19 protein-coding genes are annotated in these 22,097 nt (G+C 35.5%); 10 read left to right on the top strand and 9 right to left on the bottom strand.

The annotated features are described in order from the left end of the window. Window positions 1-133 precede the first annotated feature (133 nt). Window positions 134-706, top strand: a complete 573-nt coding sequence (locus tag BLV35_RS13650; protein ID WP_143031863.1) for a hypothetical protein — start codon at window positions 134-136, stop codon at window positions 704-706. Between the two features lie 82 nt (window positions 707-788). On the opposite strand, the gene BLV35_RS13645 is transcribed toward BLV35_RS13650, so the two are convergent. After that, window positions 789-1,727, bottom strand: a complete 939-nt coding sequence (locus tag BLV35_RS13645; protein WP_091091315.1) for an L-threonine 3-dehydrogenase — start codon at window positions 1,725-1,727, stop codon at window positions 789-791. 225 nt (window positions 1,728-1,952) lie between these two features. On the opposite strand from BLV35_RS13645, the gene BLV35_RS13640 reads away from it, so the two are divergent. Continuing rightward, entirely contained in the window at window positions 1,953-2,564 is a 612-nt protein-coding gene (locus tag BLV35_RS13640; RefSeq protein WP_091091312.1) for a hypothetical protein, read from the top strand. Continuing rightward, complete coding sequence (gene mfd / locus BLV35_RS13635) at window positions 2,557-5,928, top strand: transcription-repair coupling factor (RefSeq protein ID WP_091091308.1); 3,372 nt, start codon at window positions 2,557-2,559, stop codon at window positions 5,926-5,928. Before BLV35_RS13640 ends, mfd begins: the two co-directional genes overlap by 8 nt. A 191-nt stretch (window positions 5,929-6,119) precedes the next feature. On the opposite strand, the gene BLV35_RS13630 is transcribed toward mfd, so the two are convergent. The 3 genes from BLV35_RS13630 to BLV35_RS13620 form a co-directional block, all read right to left on the bottom strand. Next, window positions 6,120-6,776 (bottom strand): aspartate kinase, encoded by a 657-nt coding sequence (locus BLV35_RS13630; RefSeq protein ID WP_091091305.1) that lies wholly within the window; start codon window positions 6,774-6,776, stop codon window positions 6,120-6,122. 119 nt (window positions 6,777-6,895) lie between these two features. Further along, entirely contained in the window at window positions 6,896-7,255 is a 360-nt protein-coding gene (locus BLV35_RS13625) for a YraN family protein (protein WP_091091302.1), read from the bottom strand. Between the two features lie 5 nt (window positions 7,256-7,260). Continuing rightward, complete coding sequence (locus BLV35_RS13620) at window positions 7,261-8,157, bottom strand: S66 peptidase family protein (RefSeq protein ID WP_245712062.1); 897 nt, start codon at window positions 8,155-8,157, stop codon at window positions 7,261-7,263. A gap of 272 nt (window positions 8,158-8,429) precedes the next feature. Here BLV35_RS13620 and BLV35_RS13615 point away from each other — a divergent pair, with 272 nt between their 5' ends. The 3 genes from BLV35_RS13615 (at window position 8,430) to amaB (ending at window position 12,094) form a co-directional block, all read left to right on the top strand. Continuing rightward, on the top strand, window positions 8,430-9,539 hold the full coding sequence (locus tag BLV35_RS13615) for an endonuclease/exonuclease/phosphatase family protein (protein WP_091091296.1): 1,110 nt from the start codon (window positions 8,430-8,432) through the stop codon (window positions 9,537-9,539). Window positions 9,540-9,716: 177 nt separating this feature from the next. After that, window positions 9,717-10,256 (top strand): 3-hydroxyanthranilate 3,4-dioxygenase, encoded by a 540-nt coding sequence (locus tag BLV35_RS13610; protein WP_091091292.1) that lies wholly within the window; start codon window positions 9,717-9,719, stop codon window positions 10,254-10,256. 284 nt (window positions 10,257-10,540) lie between these two features. Next, window positions 10,541-12,094, top strand: a complete 1,554-nt coding sequence (amaB, locus tag BLV35_RS13605; RefSeq protein WP_091091289.1) for an L-piperidine-6-carboxylate dehydrogenase — start codon at window positions 10,541-10,543, stop codon at window positions 12,092-12,094. Window positions 12,095-12,179: 85 nt separating this feature from the next. On the opposite strand, the gene BLV35_RS13600 is transcribed toward amaB, so the two are convergent. The 5 genes from BLV35_RS13600 to BLV35_RS13580 form a co-directional block, all read right to left on the bottom strand. Next, window positions 12,180-12,677 (bottom strand): DUF6646 family protein, encoded by a 498-nt coding sequence (locus BLV35_RS13600; RefSeq protein ID WP_091091286.1) that lies wholly within the window; start codon window positions 12,675-12,677, stop codon window positions 12,180-12,182. Between the two features lie 48 nt (window positions 12,678-12,725). After that, entirely contained in the window at window positions 12,726-13,451 is a 726-nt protein-coding gene (locus BLV35_RS13595; RefSeq protein ID WP_091091282.1) for a metallophosphoesterase, read from the bottom strand. Between the two features lie 725 nt (window positions 13,452-14,176). Beyond that, window positions 14,177-15,316, bottom strand: coding sequence for an ATP-binding protein (locus BLV35_RS13590; RefSeq protein WP_091091279.1), 1,140 nt, complete (start codon window positions 15,314-15,316; stop codon window positions 14,177-14,179). A gap of 75 nt (window positions 15,317-15,391) precedes the next feature. Then, window positions 15,392-16,144 carry an SDR family NAD(P)-dependent oxidoreductase gene (locus BLV35_RS13585; protein ID WP_091091276.1) on the bottom strand — a complete coding sequence of 251 codons (753 nt, stop codon included), beginning with the start codon at window positions 16,142-16,144 and terminating at the stop codon, window positions 15,392-15,394. 75 nt (window positions 16,145-16,219) lie between these two features. Beyond that, window positions 16,220-17,092 (bottom strand): aldo/keto reductase, encoded by an 873-nt coding sequence (locus BLV35_RS13580; RefSeq protein WP_091091274.1) that lies wholly within the window; start codon window positions 17,090-17,092, stop codon window positions 16,220-16,222. 212 nt (window positions 17,093-17,304) lie between these two features. On the opposite strand from BLV35_RS13580, the gene BLV35_RS13575 reads away from it, so the two are divergent. From BLV35_RS13575 to BLV35_RS13560, 4 genes are all read left to right on the top strand, one after another. Then, entirely contained in the window at window positions 17,305-18,309 is a 1,005-nt protein-coding gene (locus BLV35_RS13575; RefSeq protein WP_091091272.1) for an AAA family ATPase, read from the top strand. Between the two features lie 89 nt (window positions 18,310-18,398). Next, entirely contained in the window at window positions 18,399-19,262 is an 864-nt protein-coding gene (locus tag BLV35_RS13570; RefSeq protein ID WP_091091270.1) for a DUF58 domain-containing protein, read from the top strand. Window positions 19,263-19,377: 115 nt separating this feature from the next. Continuing rightward, on the top strand, window positions 19,378-21,006 hold the full coding sequence (locus tag BLV35_RS13565; RefSeq protein WP_091091267.1) for a BatD family protein: 1,629 nt from the start codon (window positions 19,378-19,380) through the stop codon (window positions 21,004-21,006). After that, a complete protein-coding gene (locus tag BLV35_RS13560) occupies window positions 21,006-22,007 on the top strand; it encodes a vWA domain-containing protein (RefSeq protein ID WP_091091262.1) in 1,002 nt (333 codons plus the stop codon). The genes BLV35_RS13565 and BLV35_RS13560 overlap by 1 nt, the downstream gene beginning before the upstream one ends. The last annotated feature ends 90 nt before the right edge of the window (window positions 22,008-22,097 follow it).

Raw genomic sequence — 22,097 nt, 5'->3', positions numbered from 1 at the left:
CCCCCCCTATTACTTAGGAATTTTCTTGGCTTTACTATTTTGTGCCTGTAGTAATGAGGATTTAGATTTTCTATTGGTCAAGATACGCCAGAAGAACAAATAAATTATGGGCAACCGTGTAATTAAAAGCTATATGAAAAAAATAATAGTATTAATTTTCTGTTTAATTATTACTTCGTGTTCAATTACAAGAATTGAACGGCAAGTAGTGAATAATTTTATTGATGAGGAGCTTTTAAAAACAAAATATTTGCCTTACATAAATACCAAAAATGTATTAGTTAATGAGGCTGGGAATGGTTTAGGCGCATTGTTATTTTATGAGCAACAATTAAAGAATGTAAATCAATTAAATTATAATTCTAATAATTGGGTTATTGATAGTGTAGAAATAGTTAAATTAAAAAAACTATATAAAAACAAGAAGCTATATAATTGGAAAAATTCTGACTTCTCAAATCACTCGTTTGAAATACTAGATGCTGAAACAAATTTGAACAATTATAAGACGGGATATTATTTAAACTTTGGAGAAAGATTAATCTTAACTTTATCTAAACCATTGTTTGTTAATAAAAAAACTGCTTTAGTTTGGTTTAGCGCAACTAATAAATTTGGCGGAGCCGTAGAAAAATGTGTGATATTATTGGAAAACGCAAATGACAAATGGATAATTAAATCCCGTTATTATAATGGTGATAATTAGAAAGAAATACTTATCAACAAACAAACCCAAAAAAAAGTCTAGTTTTCAAGCTAGACTTTTTTTTTATTCTTATTTTTTTGGATTATTTCAAATGGGCTAACATATCCACCGTCATAGTTTCCAGGTCGTATTTGTGTTTCCAGTTCCAATCTTTTCTAGCCTCAGCATCATCAATACTAGCAGGCCAGCTGTCAGCAATTTTTTGACGAAAGTCGGGTTCATAAGTAATCGTAAATTCAGGAATGTGTTTTTTGATCTCCGCTGCGATTTCTGTTGGCGTGAAACTCATTGCAGCCAGGTTATAAGAAGAACGTATTTTAATTTGTTCTGCTGGCGCTTGCATAATCTGGATTGTTGCAGCAATAGCATCTTCCATATACATCATTGGCATCTTAGTTTCTGAAGACAAGAAACACTCGTAAGTTTTATCAGAAAGTGCTTTGTGAAAAATATCCACTGCATAATCTGTAGTTCCACCGCCAGGAGGCGAAGAGTAACTGATTAATCCAGGATAACGGATGCTTCTTACATCTACACCAAAGATATTATGGTAGTATTCACACCATCTTTCACCAGATTGCTTGCTGATTCCGTACACCGTGGATGGTTCCATGATGGTGTATTGCGGTGTGTTTTCTTTTGGAGTTGTTGGGCCAAAAACAGCTATACTCGATGGCCAAAATATTTTTTTTATTTTTTTGGCTTTAGCCAAATTCAAAACATGGAACAACGAGTTCATATTTAAATCCCAAGCAAAAGCAGGGTTTTTCTCAGCTGTTGCTGATAGTAATGCCGCCATCAAATAGATTTCATCGATTTTATGAACTTCCACAAGATGCTCAATCTGATTGAAATCTAAAGCATTGATTACTTCAAATGGCCCTGAATTAACAACATCGTTATTTAGTTTTCGAATATCGGAGGCGATTACATTATCAGTTCCATATATTTTTCTCAGAGAATGGGTTAATTCGGTACCTATTTGTCCACAAGCGCCTATAATTAATATTTTCGTACTCATTTTATCGAATTTTAAGCAGCTAAGATAACGTTTTCGTATTTATCTAAAACACTTCAAAAGGAGTTTGCTAATTGTACAAGCAAAAACTTAAAATCGTTATTTTTTGTCTGCTTTTTTGGCATTAATGATGTTAAAAATACAGTATTTTGAACTGATTTGTAATTCACATTTTGAAATCTGTATTTATAAATTTACTTTGTAACTTTGTGCTTTAATGAAAACACAATGAAATTCAAATTATCATACTTACTTTTCTTTTTTATTATCTTTTCTTCCTGTAAGGATGACAACAAAAAAAGGATCGCAGAAAACGAAAAAGACGCCAAAAAAAAGGAAGTCATTTTTTCGAATATAAATAAAGGTTGGGTTTTTTATGATACACCTATAAATACTACTGCCGAAGAAAGTGTGGCCACTTGGAATGAGCTTCGTCTGTTCTTGGCTGAACTAGCACAAAAACCGAAAAAGACCATTGGAGCATTTCAACAAAAAGCGGCAGCTATTTCTAAAAAAGCAACGGCATTGAATGAGAATTTGCCTTACAAGTTCGATAAACCACAAATTAAAAGCAGAATTTCAACATTAATCACTAAAGTGCGATTGCTTGATTTGTACATTCATTTAGATAACATTCCAGATAAAAAGGTGGTTCATTTGATTGCTGAAATCAATGTTGAATTAGCTTCTTTACAGCGACAAATGGATAAAATTGTTGAAAAAAGTAAAATTCCCGTGGAAGAAGGTGAATCTGATTTAATAAAAATGATGGATGCCTCCAGAGCCATTCCAAATAGTAATCCAACAATAAACAACCCAAACCTTCCTCAAATTGAGTAAAACTGCCCTATATAACATCTTTGATAATTCGCCTAAAATTCAACAAATCGTTGAACGTTTGCAGGAAAATAATCAACCGAAATTACATCTTGATGGTTTGCTGGGATCAGCGGCCTCTTTTGTCATACGCGCGTTATTTAAAAAAGCAGATGCTCCATTTCTCATCGTTTTAAACAATAAAGAGGAAGCGGCCTATTATTTGAATGATCTAGAACAAATGATTGGAGATAAGGATGTGCTATTTTATCCAGGTTCTTATCGCCGTCCATACCAAATAGAAGACACGGATAATGCTAACGTTTTGCTTCGTGCCGAAGTGCTTAACAGAATTAATTCCCGCAAGAAACCCGCTGTTATTGTTAGCTATCCCGAAGCGCTATTTGAAAAAGTAGTAACTCGTAGAGATTTGGAAAAAAACACCTTAAAAGTATCCGTAGGAGATAAAATTTCAATTGATTTTATCAATGAGGTTTTATTCGAATATGAATTTAAGAGAGTCGATTTCATAACAGAACCGGGAGAATTTTCTGTTCGTGGAGGTATTGTCGATGTGTTTTCTTTTTCGAATGATAATCCGTACCGTATCGAGTTTTTTGGTGACGAAGTGGAGAGCATCCGTAGCTTTGATGTAGCGACTCAGTTGTCTATCGAAATCCAAAAGAAAATTACGATAATCCCAAATGTGGAAAACAAAGTTTTTCAAGAAAACAGGGAAAGCTTCTTGGATTATATTTCAGAAAAAACGGTGCTCTTTATTCAAAATACCGAAGACCTTTTTTTACAATTAGACAAGCAATTTGTTAGGGCGGAAGAAGCTTTCGAAAAATTGTCAAAAGACATTAAACATGCTACGCCAGATCAATTGTTTTTAAACCAAAAGACTTTTATAAAAAGAGCTTTAGATTTTTCGATAGTTGAGTTGAGTCCAACACCAATTTTTAAAATCGCTAAGAAATTCGAATTTCACATTCAGCCGCAACCATCATTCAACAAGCAATTTGATTTGTTACTGAACAACCTTAGTGAAAACCAGTTTAACGGTTATAAAAATTATTTGTTTTGCTCGAATGAAGGACAAGCAAAACGATTTCATGATATTTTTGCAAGTTTAGACGAATCCAACTCTGAGAATATTCGCAAACAATACAATACGATTGTTTTGCCTTTGTACCAAGGTTTTATTGACGAGGAAAACCAAATTACCTGTTATACCGATCATCAGATTTTTGAACGCTACCATAAATTCAACATTAAGAGCAGCTATTCGAAAAAGCAAAATGTCACTTTAAAAGAATTGACAACGCTGTCTGTTGGGGATTATGTAACACACATCGATCACGGAATTGGACGTTTTGGAGGTTTGCAAAAAATACAGGTCGAGAACAAAACGCAGGAAGCCATAAAATTAGTTTATGCTGATAATGATATTGTGTATGTGAGTATACATTCCCTTCATAAAATCTCAAAATATACCGGTAAAGACGGGACACCGCCTAAAATTTATAAGTTGGGATCGAATGCCTGGAAAGTTTTAAAGCAAAAAACCAAGGCAAGAGTAAAACACATTGCATTCAATTTGATTCAGCTGTATGCCAAAAGACGATTGGATAAAGGATTCCAGTTTTCGCCGGATAGTTATTTGCAAAATGAGTTGGAAAGTTCTTTTATATATGAGGATACGCCGGATCAAACCAAATCAACACAGGAAGTAAAAGCCGATATGGAAAGCGATCGCCCTATGGATCGATTGGTCTGTGGTGATGTAGGTTTTGGAAAAACGGAAGTTGCCATTCGTGCTGCTTTTAAAGCGGTAGATAACGGGAAGCAAGTCGCTATTCTGGTTCCTACAACTATTTTAGCGTACCAGCATTATAGAACTTTTACGGAACGATTAAAAGACATGCCGGTTACCATTGGTTATTTAAACCGATTTAGAACGGCTAAACAAAAAGCGGAAACTTTAAAAGATTTGTCGGAAGGAAGATTGGATATTGTCATAGGAACGCACCAATTAGTCAATAAAAACGTTGTTTTTAAAGATTTAGGATTGCTTATTGTTGATGAAGAGCAGAAATTTGGTGTAAACGTAAAGGATAAATTAAAAACGATTGCCGCTAACGTAGATACGCTCACATTGACCGCCACGCCGATACCGCGAACCTTGCAGTTCTCCTTAATGGCAGCGCGTGATTTATCAGTAATTACTACTCCGCCACCCAATAGGTATCCTATCGAAACTAATGTTGTTGGTTTTAGCGAAGAGATGATTCGGGACGCGATTTCGTATGAGATTCAACGCAATGGACAAGTATTTTTTATCAATAACCGAATTGAAAATATAAAAGAAGTCGCCGGAATGATTCAGCGTTTAGTACCGAATGCCAGAGTAGGAATTGGTCATGGACAAATGGAAGGAAAAAAGCTGGAAGAGTTAATGCTGGCTTTCATGAATGGGGAATTTGATGTTTTAGTAGCTACAACAATTATCGAAAGCGGATTGGATGTTCCTAATGCCAATACGATTTTCATCAATAACGCTAATAATTTTGGTTTGTCTGATTTGCATCAAATGCGAGGACGTGTAGGGCGAAGCAATAAAAAAGCATTTTGCTATTTTATCTGTCCGCCGTATTCAGCAATGACAGACGATGCCAGAAAAAGAATTCAGGCATTAGAACAATTCAGTGACCTGGGAAGTGGTTTTAATATCGCGATGAAAGATCTCGAGATTCGTGGTGCTGGAGATTTATTAGGTGGTGAGCAATCTGGTTTTATCAACGAAATAGGTTTTGACACCTATCAGAAAATCATGAATGAAGCCATTGAGGAATTAAAGGAAAATGAATTCAAGGATTTGTATCCTACTGAGAATAATATTGAAACGAAAGAGTACGTAAAAGACCTGCAAATCGACACTGATTTTGAGTTGCTTTTCTCCGATGAATATATCAATAACATCAGCGAACGATTGAGTTTGTACGGTGAATTAGCGGCTGTAAAAAATGAAGAAGAATTACAAATCTTCCAAACAAAACTGATTGACCGTTTTGGTCCAATGCCTCCACGAGCAATTGCTTTAATGAATAGTATTCGTATCAAATGGATTGCGACTCAAGTAGGAATTGAGAAACTAGTGATGAAACAAGGCAAGATGATTTGTTATTTTGTATCTGATCAACAATCTGATTATTACCAATCGCAACGTTTTAGAGCGGTGATACAGTTTGTTCAAAAGCGTACTGAGCTTTGTAAAATGAAAGAGAAACAAACTCCAAATGGTTTGCGTCTGCTAATCACTTTCGATAATGCAAATTCAACAAGAAAAGCATTAGAGTTGATGGAGATGTTGGGGAAAAGAGATTAATTTAAGTTCAAAACCTGCAGTCTAATGGAATTGCAGCAAATAATCAGTATTCAGTAGATTAGTTTTCAGTGCTGTTCCGACGGATTTAGCCCTGATAGTTTTTAGCCGGAGCTACAGTCACAATATATATTTAACATCCCTCCACTTCCGTATAGACTCCCCCTCCTTCGGAGGGGGCCGGGGGAGGATTCCTAGTTCTTCAAATCTTTGATCACTTTAAAAGCAACATCTACTTGCTCTTCGCTAACCAGAATCGTAAATTCATTAGAAGTCGAGATTACTTCATTAATGATAATCCCTTCCCAAGCTAAACGCTGAAAGATGAAATAATATATACCTGGAACAACAATGTTTTCTTTTGGTAATTTAACGGTAATCGATGCTAGATTGTCCAGTTTTTGAATCAGTTTTTCACTTACAAAATGCTTGTCAACTAAGTGATTTACGCTATTGCTTACTACAATATTGATTTCATTTACTCCTCTGGATGAGGTATAAAATACATCAGGTAATGCATTGATGTCTGATATTAGTTGGGACTGTTTGTTGAAAGCCGTTTCAGAAACAGAGAACGTATAATCAGTCAAAGCAGAGCGTACAGTTATCTCGCCTATATTTTTTATTACTTTATTGATTTTGTGATTTAGTCTAAAATCAAGTTCTTCCGTTAGTCTCTTTAACGACATTACAACAGCGCCTTGTTTTACTTCTTTGCCAAACTCGCTTTCTAATTCTGACATTATATTTCTTGATAATGAGGTCAGATTAATAATTCCAAGAGAGAGTGCGTTTAATAGAAAAGGCTTTGTTTTAATGTAATTTTCGACAATTGATGAAACAGTTTTCATAATAAATTAGATGTTTGTACTTAGATCTAGTAGTTAGTTGATTTAGTAGTTGTGTTAAAAACGTATGCAAATATAAATAAAAAACATTTTGTTACAAATATAACATCAATAAAATTTACTTAAAAATGATAAAACGCATCGATAAGGTGTTCAATTACAAAAGATTTACCTTCTATATGGATAGCAATGATGTCAAAACGGACATCAATATCTAAGTCTTTTTCATTGACATAGGCGTCAACGGCTTTTACGAGAAGCTGAATTTTTTTAGGTTTCACGAAATCCTGTGGCAAACCAAACTCAAGTGAGGAGCGGGTTTTTACTTCAACAATCGCTAGTGTGTTTTCTTTTTTGGCAATGATATCAATTTCGGCTTTTTGAAAAGTCCAATTGGTATCCATAATGGTATATCCGTTTTTCTGCAAATAGGATACAGCTAATTCTTCCCCAAGTTTCCCTAATTCATTGTGTTCAGCCATCTTTTTTAGTCAAATTGTAAAATACTTTTTTTAGCAGTAACTTCAAGATGAACAACACTTCCTAAAACTAACGCTCTATTGTCGCGGATATGTCCTGCCGGGAAATTATAGACAACGGGAATTTTGTATTGCTTAGTGACATCTTCTATGATTTCAAGGGCATTTTTTCCCCAGGGAATATCATTGTCTCGCATCTTGTACATAGAACCCACAATTATACCTTTTATACTTTCGAGACAACCATTGCGTTTTAAATTCATCATCATGCGGTCGATGTGATACAAGTATTCATCTAAATCTTCTATGAACAAAATTTTATCTGTACAATCAATAGCCGAATTAGAACCTAACAAACTATATAAGATTGATAAATTCCCACCTACTAACTCGCCTGAAGCTTTTCCAAACCTATTCATAGGGTCAGTAGCGATTTCATAACGAATGGGATTGCCAAACAAAGCCAGTTTTAGGCTTTCAACGGCCTCCGTAGTTGCTCGCGGATAAGTGACAGGCATAATTCCATGAATGGTTTTGTACCCCATTGTATTTAAATGATTGTGTAAAACGGTGATGTCGCTAAAACCAACAATCCATTTTGGACTTTGTTTGAATTTGGTAAAATCCAGTAAGTCAATGATTCGAACCGTACCATAACCTCCTTTTACACACCAGATTGCTTTAATATTTGGGTTGTCTAATTGCTTCTGAAAATCGGCTGCTCTTTCAGCATCAGTACCTGCTAATTGATTGTCGTCTAAACCAATTGTGTTCCCAATAACAACTTCTAGTCCCCAGCTATGCAATAAATCTATAGCAGGTTGCAAGTTGTCATCAATATTTTTTCTGGCTGTTGCCAAAATTGCAATCGTATCTCCTTTTTGTAAAATGGGTGGTGTTGTCATTGGTGTATGGGCTTGACTGTTGAATGATTGTAAAACAAAAAATAAAAGTAGGGCTTTATAAAAACCAAAACTACTTTTTATAGAGCAAAATCGGGTAGGATGCATATTTTTGTTTTTCGAGGATGTATAAAATAATGGAAGTCAATTAATTTGACTAAAAATCAAAGATAATGAATTTCAAAAATAATTTGAACTTTGTTCTTAAAATGAAGTATTTTTACTCAAAGAGTTGCTGGTATTGCCGATTAAAATTAATTTTTTAGAGATCAAATATGAGAATTATGCGATTGATTTTAGTGTTGCTTTTTATCGTACCAGTAGTAAATGGATTTGGCCAGCAAAAAAAATATGCGATACATACCGTCGCGTTCTATAATTTTGAAAATCTTTTTGATACCATAAATGATCCAGCCACAAATGACGATGAATGGACGCCAAAAGGAGCACAGCATTGGACTTCCAAAAAGTACAATCAAAAACTACAGAATCTTTCTCGGGTTTTATTGGAAATCGGTTCGGCTGAAAATACAAATTCCCCTACATTCATTGGTTGTTCTGAAATTGAGAACAGAGGCGTTCTGGAAGATTTAATCAAAGAATCAAAAATTGTTAATAAAGAGTACGGAATCATCCATTTTGATTCTCCAGACAAAAGAGGAATCGACGTCGCTTTATTGTATCAAAAGCAATATTTCCGACCTACAACTTACACCAATATCCCTCTAATCGTTTACCGAAAAGAAGTCGTTAAAAAAGCGAATACTAAATTAGAAGTGGAAGAAAAAACGGATGACACTTTACAGATAAGTAATTATAATAATCGTGTCTTTACGAGAGATCAGTTGTTAGTTACCGGCTTTTTGGATGGAGAAGAAATTAATATTATTGTCAATCACTGGCCGTCACGCTCTGGCGGAGAGAAAAAATCAAGCCCATTTCGCGAAGCGGCAGGAGCATTAAACAGAAAAATAATAGACTCTCTGCAGCGGATAAACCCAAACGCAAAGGTGTTGACCATGGGAGATTTAAATGATGGACCTTATAATAGAAGTGTGAAAATTGCCCTTGGCGCCAAAGCCAATAAAGCGGATGTTCCTCCATTAGGAATATACAACCCCTTTGAGGATATGGCTAAGAAAGGTTTAGGGACAATCGCATTCCGGGATTCTTGGGATATTTTTGACCAAATAATGGTGTCGCAATCACTTATTCAGAATAATTTTTCCTCCTTTAACTATTGGAAAGCGGGGATATATAACAAGTCTTTTTTGATACAAACTTCGGGTCAGTATAAAGGATATCCAAAACGTCATTCGGCTACAGAAGTTGGTTTTAGTGATCATTTTCCGGTTTATATTTATCTGATAAAAGAGGTGAAATAAAGCATAGGGAATTGATATCTTTCAGTTTTAACCCCAATTTTGAGAATAGAGTTTTCGTTCCAGCCAACATTAGCAAATCCATTTGGTAGTTATACCCATAGTTTATGATTTTATAAACTTTACTGCTTGAGACTTTTTAGTAACTTAGCGCAACATTAATTTAACAACTCAAATAAAATGGCAATTTCAAAACCTTTCAACCTTACTAAATGGATCGATGAAAACCGTCAATTGCTGAAACCGCCTGTTGGAAATAAAAATTTATATAGGGATTCTGGTGATTATATTGTCATGATTGTTGCGGGCCCCAATGCCCGAAAAGATTTTCATTATAACGAGACTGAAGAGTTGTTTTATCAATTAGAAGGTTCGATAAAAGTCATTACGCAAGAGGATGGCGAGCGCAATGTGTTAGAGCTGCATGCGGGCGATATGTATCTACATCCTGCAAAAGTCCCTCATTCTCCAGTGCGTTCAGAGAACTCAATCGGTTTGGTTATTGAACGAAAAAGGGCAGGGCAAGGCTATACGGACGGTCTGCTATGGTTTTGTGAGAGCTGCAATCATAAATTACATGAAGTGTACTTTGAGCTAAACGATATCGAAAAAGACTTTATGCCTCATTTTGATAGTTTCTATAAGTCAGAAGCATTGAGAACCTGCGAAAAATGCGGGACAGTGATGGAAACGGACCCTCGATTTATGACTAAAGAGTAAAATGTATAAAGGATTTTCTTTTAGTTAGGAGCCACTTCCCGTCATTCGCTTTATCTTTTGTGGCCTAAAGAAAGCCACAAAAGGATGCCGCTACTACCGGGGCTATGAAATCACGTACACACAAATCTATTTATTTTAATCGGGAAGAATTGTATAAAGGAGCTGGTTTTTAACAATAACACCCTATTCTTATCGATATTTTATAAGATGAATTTTGTATAGTAAGTCTTTAAACAATATCTTTACAAAAAAATAATATAACAATTTTAACCAAAAAAGTTACAATGATAACAATAGCAAATCAATTCGGAATGAAAGAGGCTTTGGCACAATTGGGCATAAAGGACATAAATGAAGGAACTTCAACAGGATTAAATCATTTTTCAAATGGAGAAATCCTTGAAAGTTATTCTCCTGTAGATGGTCAATTGATAGCGAAAGTTAAAACTTCGACAGCGGCAGATTACGAAAAAGTAATGCAATCCGCTACTGAAGCTTTCAAAACATTCAGATTGATGCCAGCACCACAACGTGGTGAAATCGTGCGTCAGTTTGGAGAGAAATTACGTGAAAATAAAGACGCTTTAGGTAAATTGGTTTCTTACGAAATGGGGAAATCATTACAAGAAGGATATGGTGAGGTTCAGGAGATGATTGATATCTGTGATTTTGCAGTTGGTCTTTCTCGTCAATTACATGGTTTAACAATGCATTCTGAGCGTCCACAACATAGAATGTATGAGCAGTACCATCCATTAGGAGTTGTTGGGATTATTTCAGCGTTTAACTTTCCAGTAGCTGTTTGGGCTTGGAATACCGCTTTGGCTTGGATCGCTGGTGATGTTTGCGTTTGGAAACCATCAGAGAAAACACCACTTTGTGGAATCGCCTGTCAAAATATAATCGCTGAGGTAATTAAAGAAAATAACCTTCCAGAAGGAATTTCTTGTTTAATCAACGGAGATTACAAAGTAGGTGAAATGATGACTAATGACAAACGTGTGCCGTTAATTTCTGCAACAGGTTCTACTCGTATGGGGAAAATCGTTGCGCAAACAGTAGCAGGTCGTTTAGGAAGATCATTATTAGAATTAGGTGGAAACAATGCCATCATTGTTACGCCAGATGCTGATATAAAAATGACAGTTATAGGTGCTGTTTTTGGAGCTGTAGGAACTGCAGGACAAAGATGTACTTCAACACGTCGTTTAATTATTCATGAAAGTATTTACGATACAGTAAAAGATGCTGTTGTGGCTGCTTACAAGCAACTAAGTATTGGGAATCCATTAGACGAAAACAATCACGTTGGGCCGCTAATCGATACGCATGCTGTTGAAATGTATAATAGAGCGTTAACTAAAGTAGTAGAGCAAGGTGGTAAAATCCTTGTTGAAGGTGGTGTTCTTTCAGGAGAAGGGTATGAAAGTGGATGTTACGTGAAACCTGCAATTGCAGAAGCGGATAATTCATTCGAAATCGTACAACACGAAACTTTTGCTCCAGTATTGTATTTATTGAAATATTCAGGAACGGTAGAAAATGCGCTTGACGTTCAAAACGGAGTAGCTCAAGGATTATCATCTGCGATTATGACAAACAACTTAAGAGAAGCAGAACATTTCTTATCTGTTGCAGGATCTGATTGTGGAATTGCCAATGTAAACATCGGAACTTCTGGTGCTGAAATCGGTGGTGCTTTTGGAGGAGAAAAAGAAACAGGTGGTGGACGTGAGTCAGGTTCAGATGCATGGAAAGTGTATATGCGTCGTCAAACCAATACAATCAATTACGGAACATCTTTGCCTTTGGCACAAGGAATCAAATTTGATTTGTAGTACCCAAAATACATAAACTAAAAAAGGCAATTTGAAATTTTCAAATTGCCTTTTTTTATTTTAAAAATGTAGTACTTGTATTGTTCTACAAATTAAAAGATGCTCCAATATTGAAAACAAACTGATTGTTCAAATGGTCAAATCCAGTTACGTTTTTGTCATATTTAGCGATTGGTACTCCAGCTTCACCAAATAATCCAAAACCTTCGGTAAAGAAATAACGGAAACCAAGATGTGCACCAAAGTTATGCAAACCTAAATCCAAGCCTGGATAAATATCCATGTTTGGCTCCATTTTCAATACATTTCCTAAATTAGCATTAAATCGTGCTTTTAAATCTACCCGTTGACCAAAATCTGGAATATTTCCCAATTCGTCTTCGCTAACAGACAATAAATAATTAGCAGTAAGTCCTAAGGACATGTTTTCGCCAATTCCAAAATCAGAAGAAACGAAAATTCCTGTTCCTCCGTCTTGTAGATTTAGACCTACTTGACCTTTCACATCTCCATTTCCTTTAAAAGCTTGTGCATTTGTAAGCCAAACGGACGATAGTAATAATAATGTGATTACTTTTTTCATATGTGTCAATATTTTTAAACTATTGGGACAAAATTAGTTTATTAAATTTTAATTCCTCCCTTTTTCGTCAAAATACAAAGCGTTCAAGGGCTCACTTTGCCAGAATTCTTTTGTATTTACATCCATTATAGTCAAAGGACCTTTAAAAGCTGCTCCTGTATCCACATTCCAGACACAAGCCATTTGTACAGGTTCAGTTTTGTCTATGCGAGTCACCGGCGTATGGCCTATGTAGATTTCGTCATACAAAGTCAATCGCTTCGGGTAGAGCATGTCATTGGGTTTGATACTTCGGTCTAATGACAGAGCAGTTTCCCATAAGGTTCTATCCCAGTAAAATAATTTTGGAAAGAATTCATAAGCAACCCCATTCATGTTCGTAAAACCGGCATGAACAAAAAGGCGGTTTTTCTCATCTAAATAGTAGTCTTTTAACGAAAGTAAAAAGTCAACATGCAATTGTTTTGTAACGGCATCTACTTTTTCATAAGCAAGTACAGTTGCTTCGCCACCATGCTTGTACCACATGAGGTTGTCTTTACTGTCTTTTAACCAATGCAATAATAATTCATCGTGATTTCCCCGGATAAAGACGCAATTGTTTGTGCTATTCAATTCAATTAAGTAATCGAGGACTTGTGGAGATTGGCTCCATCCATCCACATAATCCCCTAAAAAAATCAAGGAATCTTCGGCAGTTACATTCGCTCTTTCCATGATTTGGTGCAGTGCACGTAAGCCTCCGTGTATATCTCCTATAACTAATGTTCTCATTTTGTGTTTGGTCAATCGGGATTATAAAAAACAGCAAGAGTGTTTTTTTTCTAATCCATAAAATTAAGGAAAAGAGTTGGGAAGAGAGAATTTTTAATTATTTTTTTATCTTAAAATTAAAGTGGAGCAGAAAACAGTATAACAAGTAAAAGATTGTTGATTGTGTTTGAAGTATTTAATGAGCTATTGTAATTTGCAGCAGATGCAACGGTTTTCATCTTCAGCGAGAGTAAATTGTATCTCAATAGTAAACGATAAAAATTAAAACGGAGAAAGCGTGCTAACTTAAAAGTATAGCTAAATTGCATGGGCGAAATAGTTGTGTTTTACGATAGATTTGTTTTTAATGAGTTGATTATGAAATAAAATCGCTATTTTTGGACTACATAAATATCACTAAATTTAGTGATTGTTTACTGTGGTGTTTTGAAGTAATTTTACAAAAAAAACTTTCTACAATGAATACACTTATCGTCTTATCGCTTTTAATTATTCGAATGGTAGCCAGCTTTATTAATGATCTTTTTATGGCTGCCTGTCATTTTTAAAACGGCGCAATAGAAGGAAGATCTTTTTTAAAGAAGCATCAGTAGTACTACAGATGTTTTCCTACAAGCCCTAGTTCGCTTTTTCAAATTGGCTAGGATTTTAAATCACCACTGTATTTAGGACGCTAGTATCTAAATACGATACCCTATATTAGTTTTTGTATACTGCCTTAATTTTTACTTCACATCGTATTTCATCTTTCTCAAAATTCGCATTGCTTCTTTAAATGATAAATAAATGTGAGGAAAAGGTTTTAAAAAAGGCTTAGCTTCCTCTAGTTTTTCTTTAGCATCATCAAATCCGTTGAGGTAACAAATCATAAATGTCGAGGGTACATTTCCCAGATCCTTTTGTTCGCCTGCTGTTAATGTGAGTCCTTTTTTTAGTTTTGCTAAAACAGCAAGATTAGAATTGTAAATGTGGAAAAGCATTTTTCGGCTGAATTCCGGAGGTTGGAAAAGCATTTCATTTTCTATCTTGTAATAGCCATTTTCATAAAAATAGATGGTTTGTTTCTCTAAGGGATAATAACTCGTTTTGTCATTTAGGCCCAAAGAAAGATATTCAATAATGGTAAAAGTATCTTCGTCATAAGTAATTGTCACTACATCTTGAGCAGAATAGAACAATTTAATTTGCTCATTTATCAGTTCGATGTCGACACGTGACAAAAATGTTTTGTCACGTACTTTTTTTGGAATTCCAGCCCAGCATATTACAAATAACTCTTTGAAGACTTTGTATTTTGGAGCCATGTCTTTATGACGAAAATTCATAAAATCAAAAACCCCGTCCAACGTATATTTGATGTTGTTCCGGGCATTGTTCTCAATCCCGATTACGGTTTCCGAGTTTTGAAAATTCTTTTTAATTTTTTCTTCCGTTGGCATCGTGTTGCTACCATGCCTTATAAAGACGCTATTGACCAGAATAGTATGAATCCCTTTTTTAAAATACGAGATGTTATTTTTTGGTTTTACCGTCACTAATCCAATCACCTTGTCTTTTGGTAAGTTTGGGAAAGGGACATTTTCATATTGAATCTTTGGCGGGTTTTCTAAATAGGCATTTACTAAATTTTGAATATGACTGTCATCAAAAAAATCTACCCCCACGATTTCATTATCTTGATCTTCGACTCCTACCACGATGTAAGAATTATTGGCAGGGTTGGAATTGGATAAAGCGCAAATGTGTTTTAAAAACTTTGCTTTTCCTTCACGAGTATGCAAGTTCAATTGGCGCTTTTTGTCATAAAAGCTACTCTCATCATTTTGAGCGAGCAGGTTTTTAATTAAAAGGCGCTTATTGATCATGCTGTTTTATTATTTATTGACCCGTTGGATAAAAATATTTAAAAACTAAAATTTAATTGCCTTAAACGAGTTGCTTTAGTTCTTTTTTACAATCGTCGAAGAAGCCTGTGCAGTACTCATTACCACTAAATCGGCAATATTAACATGATAAGGTCGGGATACCACGAAATGAATAATATCAGCAATGTCTTCTGGTTGTAAGGGTGTGAAACCTTGGTATACTTTTTCAGCTCTATCTGTATCTCCCTTAAAGCGCACTTCGCTAAATTCAGTTTGCACCATTCCGGGATGGATAGCGCCCACTCGTATTCCGAAGGGGTTTAAATCCATTCGCATACCTTGATTTAGGGCGTCAACCGCATGTTTTGTGGCACAATAGACATTTCCGTTTGGATACACTTCTTTTGCGGCAGTGGAGCCAATATTAATGATATGACCTGATTTTCTTTCGATCATTTGAGGAATGATGGCTTTCGAAACATACAACAAGCCTTTTACGTTGATGTCGATCATCGCATCCCAATCGTCTAAGTCACCAGTTTGAATAGGGTCTAATCCATGTGCATTTCCTGCATTGTTGATAAGAATGTCTATAGTAGAAAAGGCTTCAGGTAGAGAAGCGATACTTTCTGACACGGCTTTTTTATCACGCACATCAAATAGTAAAGTGTGTACGGCTGTCAGTTCTGAAAGTTCCTTTTCGAGTTCTGCCATTCGGTCTTCGCGTCTTCCACACAGGATTATTTTATAGTTGTTTTTTGCTAATATTTGTGCGGTCGCTTTACCGATTCCGCTGGTTGCACCGGTTATTAAGGCTGTTTTACTCATGGTTTATTATTGCTATCGAAATCAGTATTGTTGTATTTCATTTTTATTGTTTTAGGAGGGGAATAGGTATGCAGTTTAAGCTACTTCTTCGCCCATACTTTCTGCCCAGATGGCAAACCAATCTTCTTTTTCAAGATCTAATTCTACCGCTTTCATCAACGATTGTATTCTGGCAACGTTTACTGTTCCCGCAATAGGGAGCACTTTGGCAGGATGTTGTAAAACCCAAGCAAGTAAAATTGTGTCAGCACCCAAATGGTATTTTGAAACCAAGGTTGCCAATATTTTTTTTAGTCGATGCGTTTGCGGGATATCTTTCCTGAAAACAAATCCTAATGGATTCCAAGACATCGGGCGAATTTTATTTAGTTGCATATAATCAAAACTGCCGTCAAGCATAGGTTCAAAATTCGTTGCCGAAAACTGTACCTGATTGTAGCTGACTTCTGTTTTTTGACGAATCAATTCGGTTTGAGAACTAGTAAAATTAGAAAGCCCAAAGTCGACTATTTTCCCCTCTGATTTTAGTTTTTCTACTGCTTCGGCAATTTCATCTGCTTGCATCAACGGACTAGGTCTGTGCAACAAAAATACATCTAAATAATCAGTTTGTAAATTCTTTAACGATTGTTCAACTGACCACATAATGTGTGACTTAGAGTAGTCGTAATGTTTGATTTTGTTGTCTCGGTTTTCAGCCAGCATTTGGATCCCACATTTGGAAATAAGCTGGATTTTTTCTCTCGCTACTTTGCTCGAAGAAAATGCCTTTCCGAAGTCGGATTCGGTAGTGTAACCACCGTAAATATCGGCATGGTCAAAGGTGGTAATTTTATTTTCTAAACAGACATGGATCATACTTTCCATTTCCTTTGGAGTTAGGTTTTTGTCCCAAACTCCCCAATTCATAGTACCTGCAATTATAGGTGATAATGTCGTTTTGCTCATGGTTTTTATTTTTTACTGAAACTCGTATTTTTCTTATTTCAAAGTATATTTTTCAAAGTTCTTAAAAATATAAAAATTGTATCATAATTCGTCCTTAAAATTAGGGCTTTGTTCGAAGTTTTAACCATTTTTTAACATCTTACCTCTAAAAAATAATTCAATTTGCACTCTCAAATATAAGGCATTAAATTCAAGGTTTTAAATATAACGATATGGAAGAAAATACATCGACTTTAGACATTAGAGCAATCAATGAAAAAATAGAAAGAGAGAGCGCATTTATCGACCTCTTGACAATGGAAATGAATAAAGTGATTGTGGGTCAAAAGCACATGGTTGAAAGATTATTAATCGGACTTCTTGGACAAGGACATATTTTACTGGAAGGTGTTCCAGGATTAGCAAAAACGCTAGCTATTAATACGCTTTCTCAAGCGGTACATGGATCATTCAGTAGAATACAATTTACACCAGATTTATTGCCAGCAGATGTTGTGGGAACAATGATATACAACATTAAGCAAAATGAATTCTCGATAAAAAAAGGACCTATTTTTGCTAATTTCGTTTTGGCCGATGAGATTAACCGTGCGCCAGCTAAAGTGCAATCGGCATTATTAGAAGCGATGCAGGAAAAGCAAGTGACCATTGGTGATACTACTTTTAAATTAGACAGACCGTTCTTAGTTTTGGCAACTCAAAACCCAATTGAGCAAGAAGGAACCTACCAACTTCCGGAAGCACAAGTCGATCGTTTTATGTTGAAAACGGTTATTGACTATCCTAAAATGGATGAAGAGCGTATGGTTGTTCGTCAAAACCTAAAAGGAAGCTACGAGAAAGTAAACCAAGTTGTTTCGGTAGAACAAATTCTACGTGCACAGGAAGCGGTTCGTGAAGTGTATATGGACGAAAAAATTGAGAAATACATTCTTGATATTATTTTTGCTACTCGTTACCCAGAGAAATATAAACTAGCCGACTTGAAACCGTTAATCAGTTTTGGAGCTTCGCCACGTGGAAGTATCAACTTAGCTAATGCGGCCAAATGTTATGCTTTTATAAAACGACGTGGTTATGTAATCCCAGAAGATGTTCGTGCCGTTGTTCATGATGTATTGCGTCACAGAATTGGTATTACTTATGAAGCAGAAGCGGAAAACATTACCTCTGTTGATATTATCAATAAAATTATAAATGAAGTTGAAGTACCTTAAACCAGTATACAGTGAGCAGTTTTTAGTGAGCAGTTTCTCTCGCAGCAGATAACTGAACACTCAATAACTGATACTGAACACTATAAAACATGGATACAAAAGAGCTTTTAAAAAAAGTACGAAAAATAGAGATTAAAACCCGAAGATTGAGCGATCATATCTTTTCAGGGGAATACCACACCTCATTCAAGGGACGCGGAATGACTTTTAGCGAAGTACGTCAATATCAATATGGAGATGATATTCGTAATATTGATTGGAATGTTACAGCGCGTTACAATGAAGCTCACGTAAAGGTCTTTGAAGAAGAGCGTGAGTTGACGATGATGTTGATGGTAGATATCTCAGGTTCGGAAAGTTTTGGTTCTAAAAATCAATTCAAAAAAGATATTGTTACGGAGATTGCCGCAACTATGGCTTTTTCGGCAACACAGAATAATGATAAAATTGGATTGATTTTATTTTCAGACCAAATTGAATTATACATTCCACCAAAGAAGGGGAGGTCACACGTTTTGCGTATCATTCGTGAATTGATCGAGTTTGAACCAAAAAGCCGTAAAACGGATATAGCTCAAGCCTTAAAGTTTTTATCCAGCACTCAGAAAAAGAAAGCGATTGTATTTGTTATCTCTGATTTCTTGTCGGAAGATTATGAACATACGTTGAAAATCGCATCTAAAAAACACGACATCACAGGAATTCGGGTGTATGATATTCGGGAACAAAAAATGCCGAATATAGGAATGGTACCAATGATTGATGCTGAAACAGGAGAAACACAGCTAGTTGACACGAGTTCGAAAACGGTTCGATTCAACTATGAGAAATATTATAATGACCAATTAGTTTATTTCAAGGAAACATTCAGTAAGTCAGGTGCAGGAGTGGTAAACACGAGAGTTGACGAAAGTTATGTGACCAAATTATTAGGCTATTTTAAATCGAGGTAATGATTAACGATTGAATAATTTTAATTCTAAGTGTAAAACATCATAAATCGTTAATCTTCAATCAAAAATCAATTGCTTTAATCAAATGTAATTCGCCTCAAACTGAAAATATAAAATGAATAAAGTTTACCTACTATTATTGCTTTTTTCCACTGCTATTTTTGCTCAGCAAAAACGAGTGGTAACGAGTATAGATACAACTAAGAACAAAATTGGAGCTGAGTTTAAATTAACGGTAAAAACGTCAGTGGATACGTTGTCTAAAGTTGATTTTCCAAAACTTAAAAACATTGGAGCTCTCGAAGTAATTCGGTCTTATCCTATAGACACGATCAAAAATAAGGATCGGTATGAATTAATAAAAAAATATGGGTTAACACAGTTTGATTCTGGGAAATACACAATTCCGAGTATAAAGATTCTGATCAACAGCAAGCCATACATGACGGATTCAATTTCTGTTGAGGTGGCTAATGTCCAGGTGGATACTTTAAAACAAAAGATGTATGACATCAAAGATATCGTTCCTGTAAAAAGTTCGCTGGGCGATTGGTGGAAATACCTTTTAATACTAGCGCTAATTCTTGGAATAGGAGCATTAGTGTATTGGTTTGTTAAAAAACAACAAAAGAAAAAAATTGAAGAAGAGGTTTACAAAACACCAATAGAAAAAGCAACGAGTTTACTGAATACCTTAGAACAAAAGGAACTTTGGCAAAAAGGAGAAGTGAAAGCTTACTACAGTGAATTGACGGATATTGCCCGTAATTATATTGAAGAGGCAATCGATATTCCGGCTATGGAAAGTACTACTTCGGAGTTGATTCTGGGTCTTAGAGCAGCTTCTTTGAAAAAGAAAATGACGCTTTCACAAGAGACAATAGAGAACTTGGAGCGCGTTTTAAAACAAGCCGATTTAGTGAAATTTGCCAAATCTAAGCCAGTAGAGTACGAAATTACCGAGGATAGAAATAAAATACAAAAAGCAATCCTTACTCTAGACAGTGCTATTCCAGTAGAAATCGAAATTGAGGAAGATACTTTATTGAATGAAGCTCAAAAACAAAAACAGATTAAAATTCAACTAAAGAAAAAGAGAAGCAGACGCATACTTATTGCAGTGGCTTCGGTTGTTTTCTTATTGCTAGCAACGACCACTTATTTTATTGTTACCAAAGGTTTTGACTACGTAAAAGACACTATTATTGGACATCCTACAAAAGAATTACTAGAAGCTGAATGGATAAGAAGTACCTACGGAAATCCCGGAGTTACTATCGAAACTCCAAAAGTGCTTAGAAGAATTGATTTAACAAAATCACTCCCTAAAAACGGTCTGCAGCTCGTTAAAGAAATGCAATCTTTTGCCTATGGTAGTTTTATCGATAATTTTTACTTGATGGTTTCTACCATTAAATACAAACAGGATGCGGAAATTGATTTGAAAAAATCGATGGAAGTTACCTTACAGACCTTGGAATCTCAAGGTGCGCAAAATATGATTGTGAAACAAGAAGATTTTGACACTAAAGAAGGTGTAACGGGTTTAAAATCCTACGGAACATTTTCAAGATTCAATGTCAATTCTAAGAGTAGCGAAAAGCTCTATTATGAAATAGTGCTATTCAGTCAAGAAGGCGGATTACAACAAATCATGATTTTCCATGAAGAAGGGGATTCGTATGCGAATGAAATATCAGACCGAGTTTTGAGCTCTGTCGAATTAATACAATTAAGTAAATAATGGGAAATATCACATTTTTAAATCCTGAGTTTTTCTGGTTGTTTCTTTTAATTCCAGTAGCTATAGTCTGGCTATTTATGAAAAGGAACGATCAATCAGCGACCTTAAAAATAAGTTCAATTAAGGGATTTAAATCTTCTGAATCTTTATTAGCAAAGCTAAAACCTTATTTGAGTGTATTAAGGTTAGCGGCATTGAGTTCTTTGATTGTGGCTATGGCTAGACCTAGAACGGTTGACATAAGCAACAAAACTAAAACCACAAAAGGGATAGACATCGTCATGGCAGTCGATGTGTCAGGAAGTATGCTTGCCAAAGATTTGAAGCCTAACAGAATGGAAGCGTTGAAAAGAGTGGCAGCTGATTTTGCAGATGAAAGGCCTAATGACAGAATAGGGCTTGTGGTTTATGCTTCTGAAGCCTATACAAAAACTCCAGTTACCAGTGACAAAGCCGTTGTACTTGAGGCCATCAAGAGTATAAAATACGATAATGTTTTGCAGGATGGTACTGGAATAGGAATGGGTTTAGCTACAGCTGTAAACCGTTTGAAAGACAGTAAAGCCAAAAGTAAAGTGATTATCCTGCTGACAGACGGTGTAAATAATTCAGGTTTTATTGAGCCAGAAACGGCAGCCGATATCGCAAAACAATATGGTATAAAAGTATATACCATTGGGATTGGAACAAACGGAATGGCAGAATTTCCATATGCGGTGGGACCAAACGGTGAGTTTTTATTCAAAATGATGAAAGTCGAAATTGATGAAAAATTGATGAAAAGCATCGCTAATAAAACAGATGGACGTTATTTTAGAGCAACAAGTAACAGCAAGTTGGCTGAAATTTATGGCGAAATCAATAAACTGGAAACGACCGAAATTGAGGAATTAAAATTCTATGATTATGATGAGAAATACAGGCCTTTCGTTTGGCTTGCGGGTTTCTTATTGTTAGCCGAGATCGGATTAAGAAATACAGTTTATAAGAGTTTTATATAGGATCCCCACCCCGGCCCTCCCCAAAGGGAAGGGAGACTGGATGTGAAAACTGGAATTTGACTTTTGGAATTTGGAATTTGTCCTGAGAAT

It is taken from the genome of Flavobacterium gillisiae, assembly GCF_900107635.1.
Taxonomy (GTDB): domain Bacteria; phylum Bacteroidota; class Bacteroidia; order Flavobacteriales; family Flavobacteriaceae; genus Flavobacterium; species Flavobacterium gillisiae.
The sequence above is the reverse complement of the archived record's forward strand: the minus strand, read 5'-3'. Positions and strand labels throughout refer to the sequence as shown.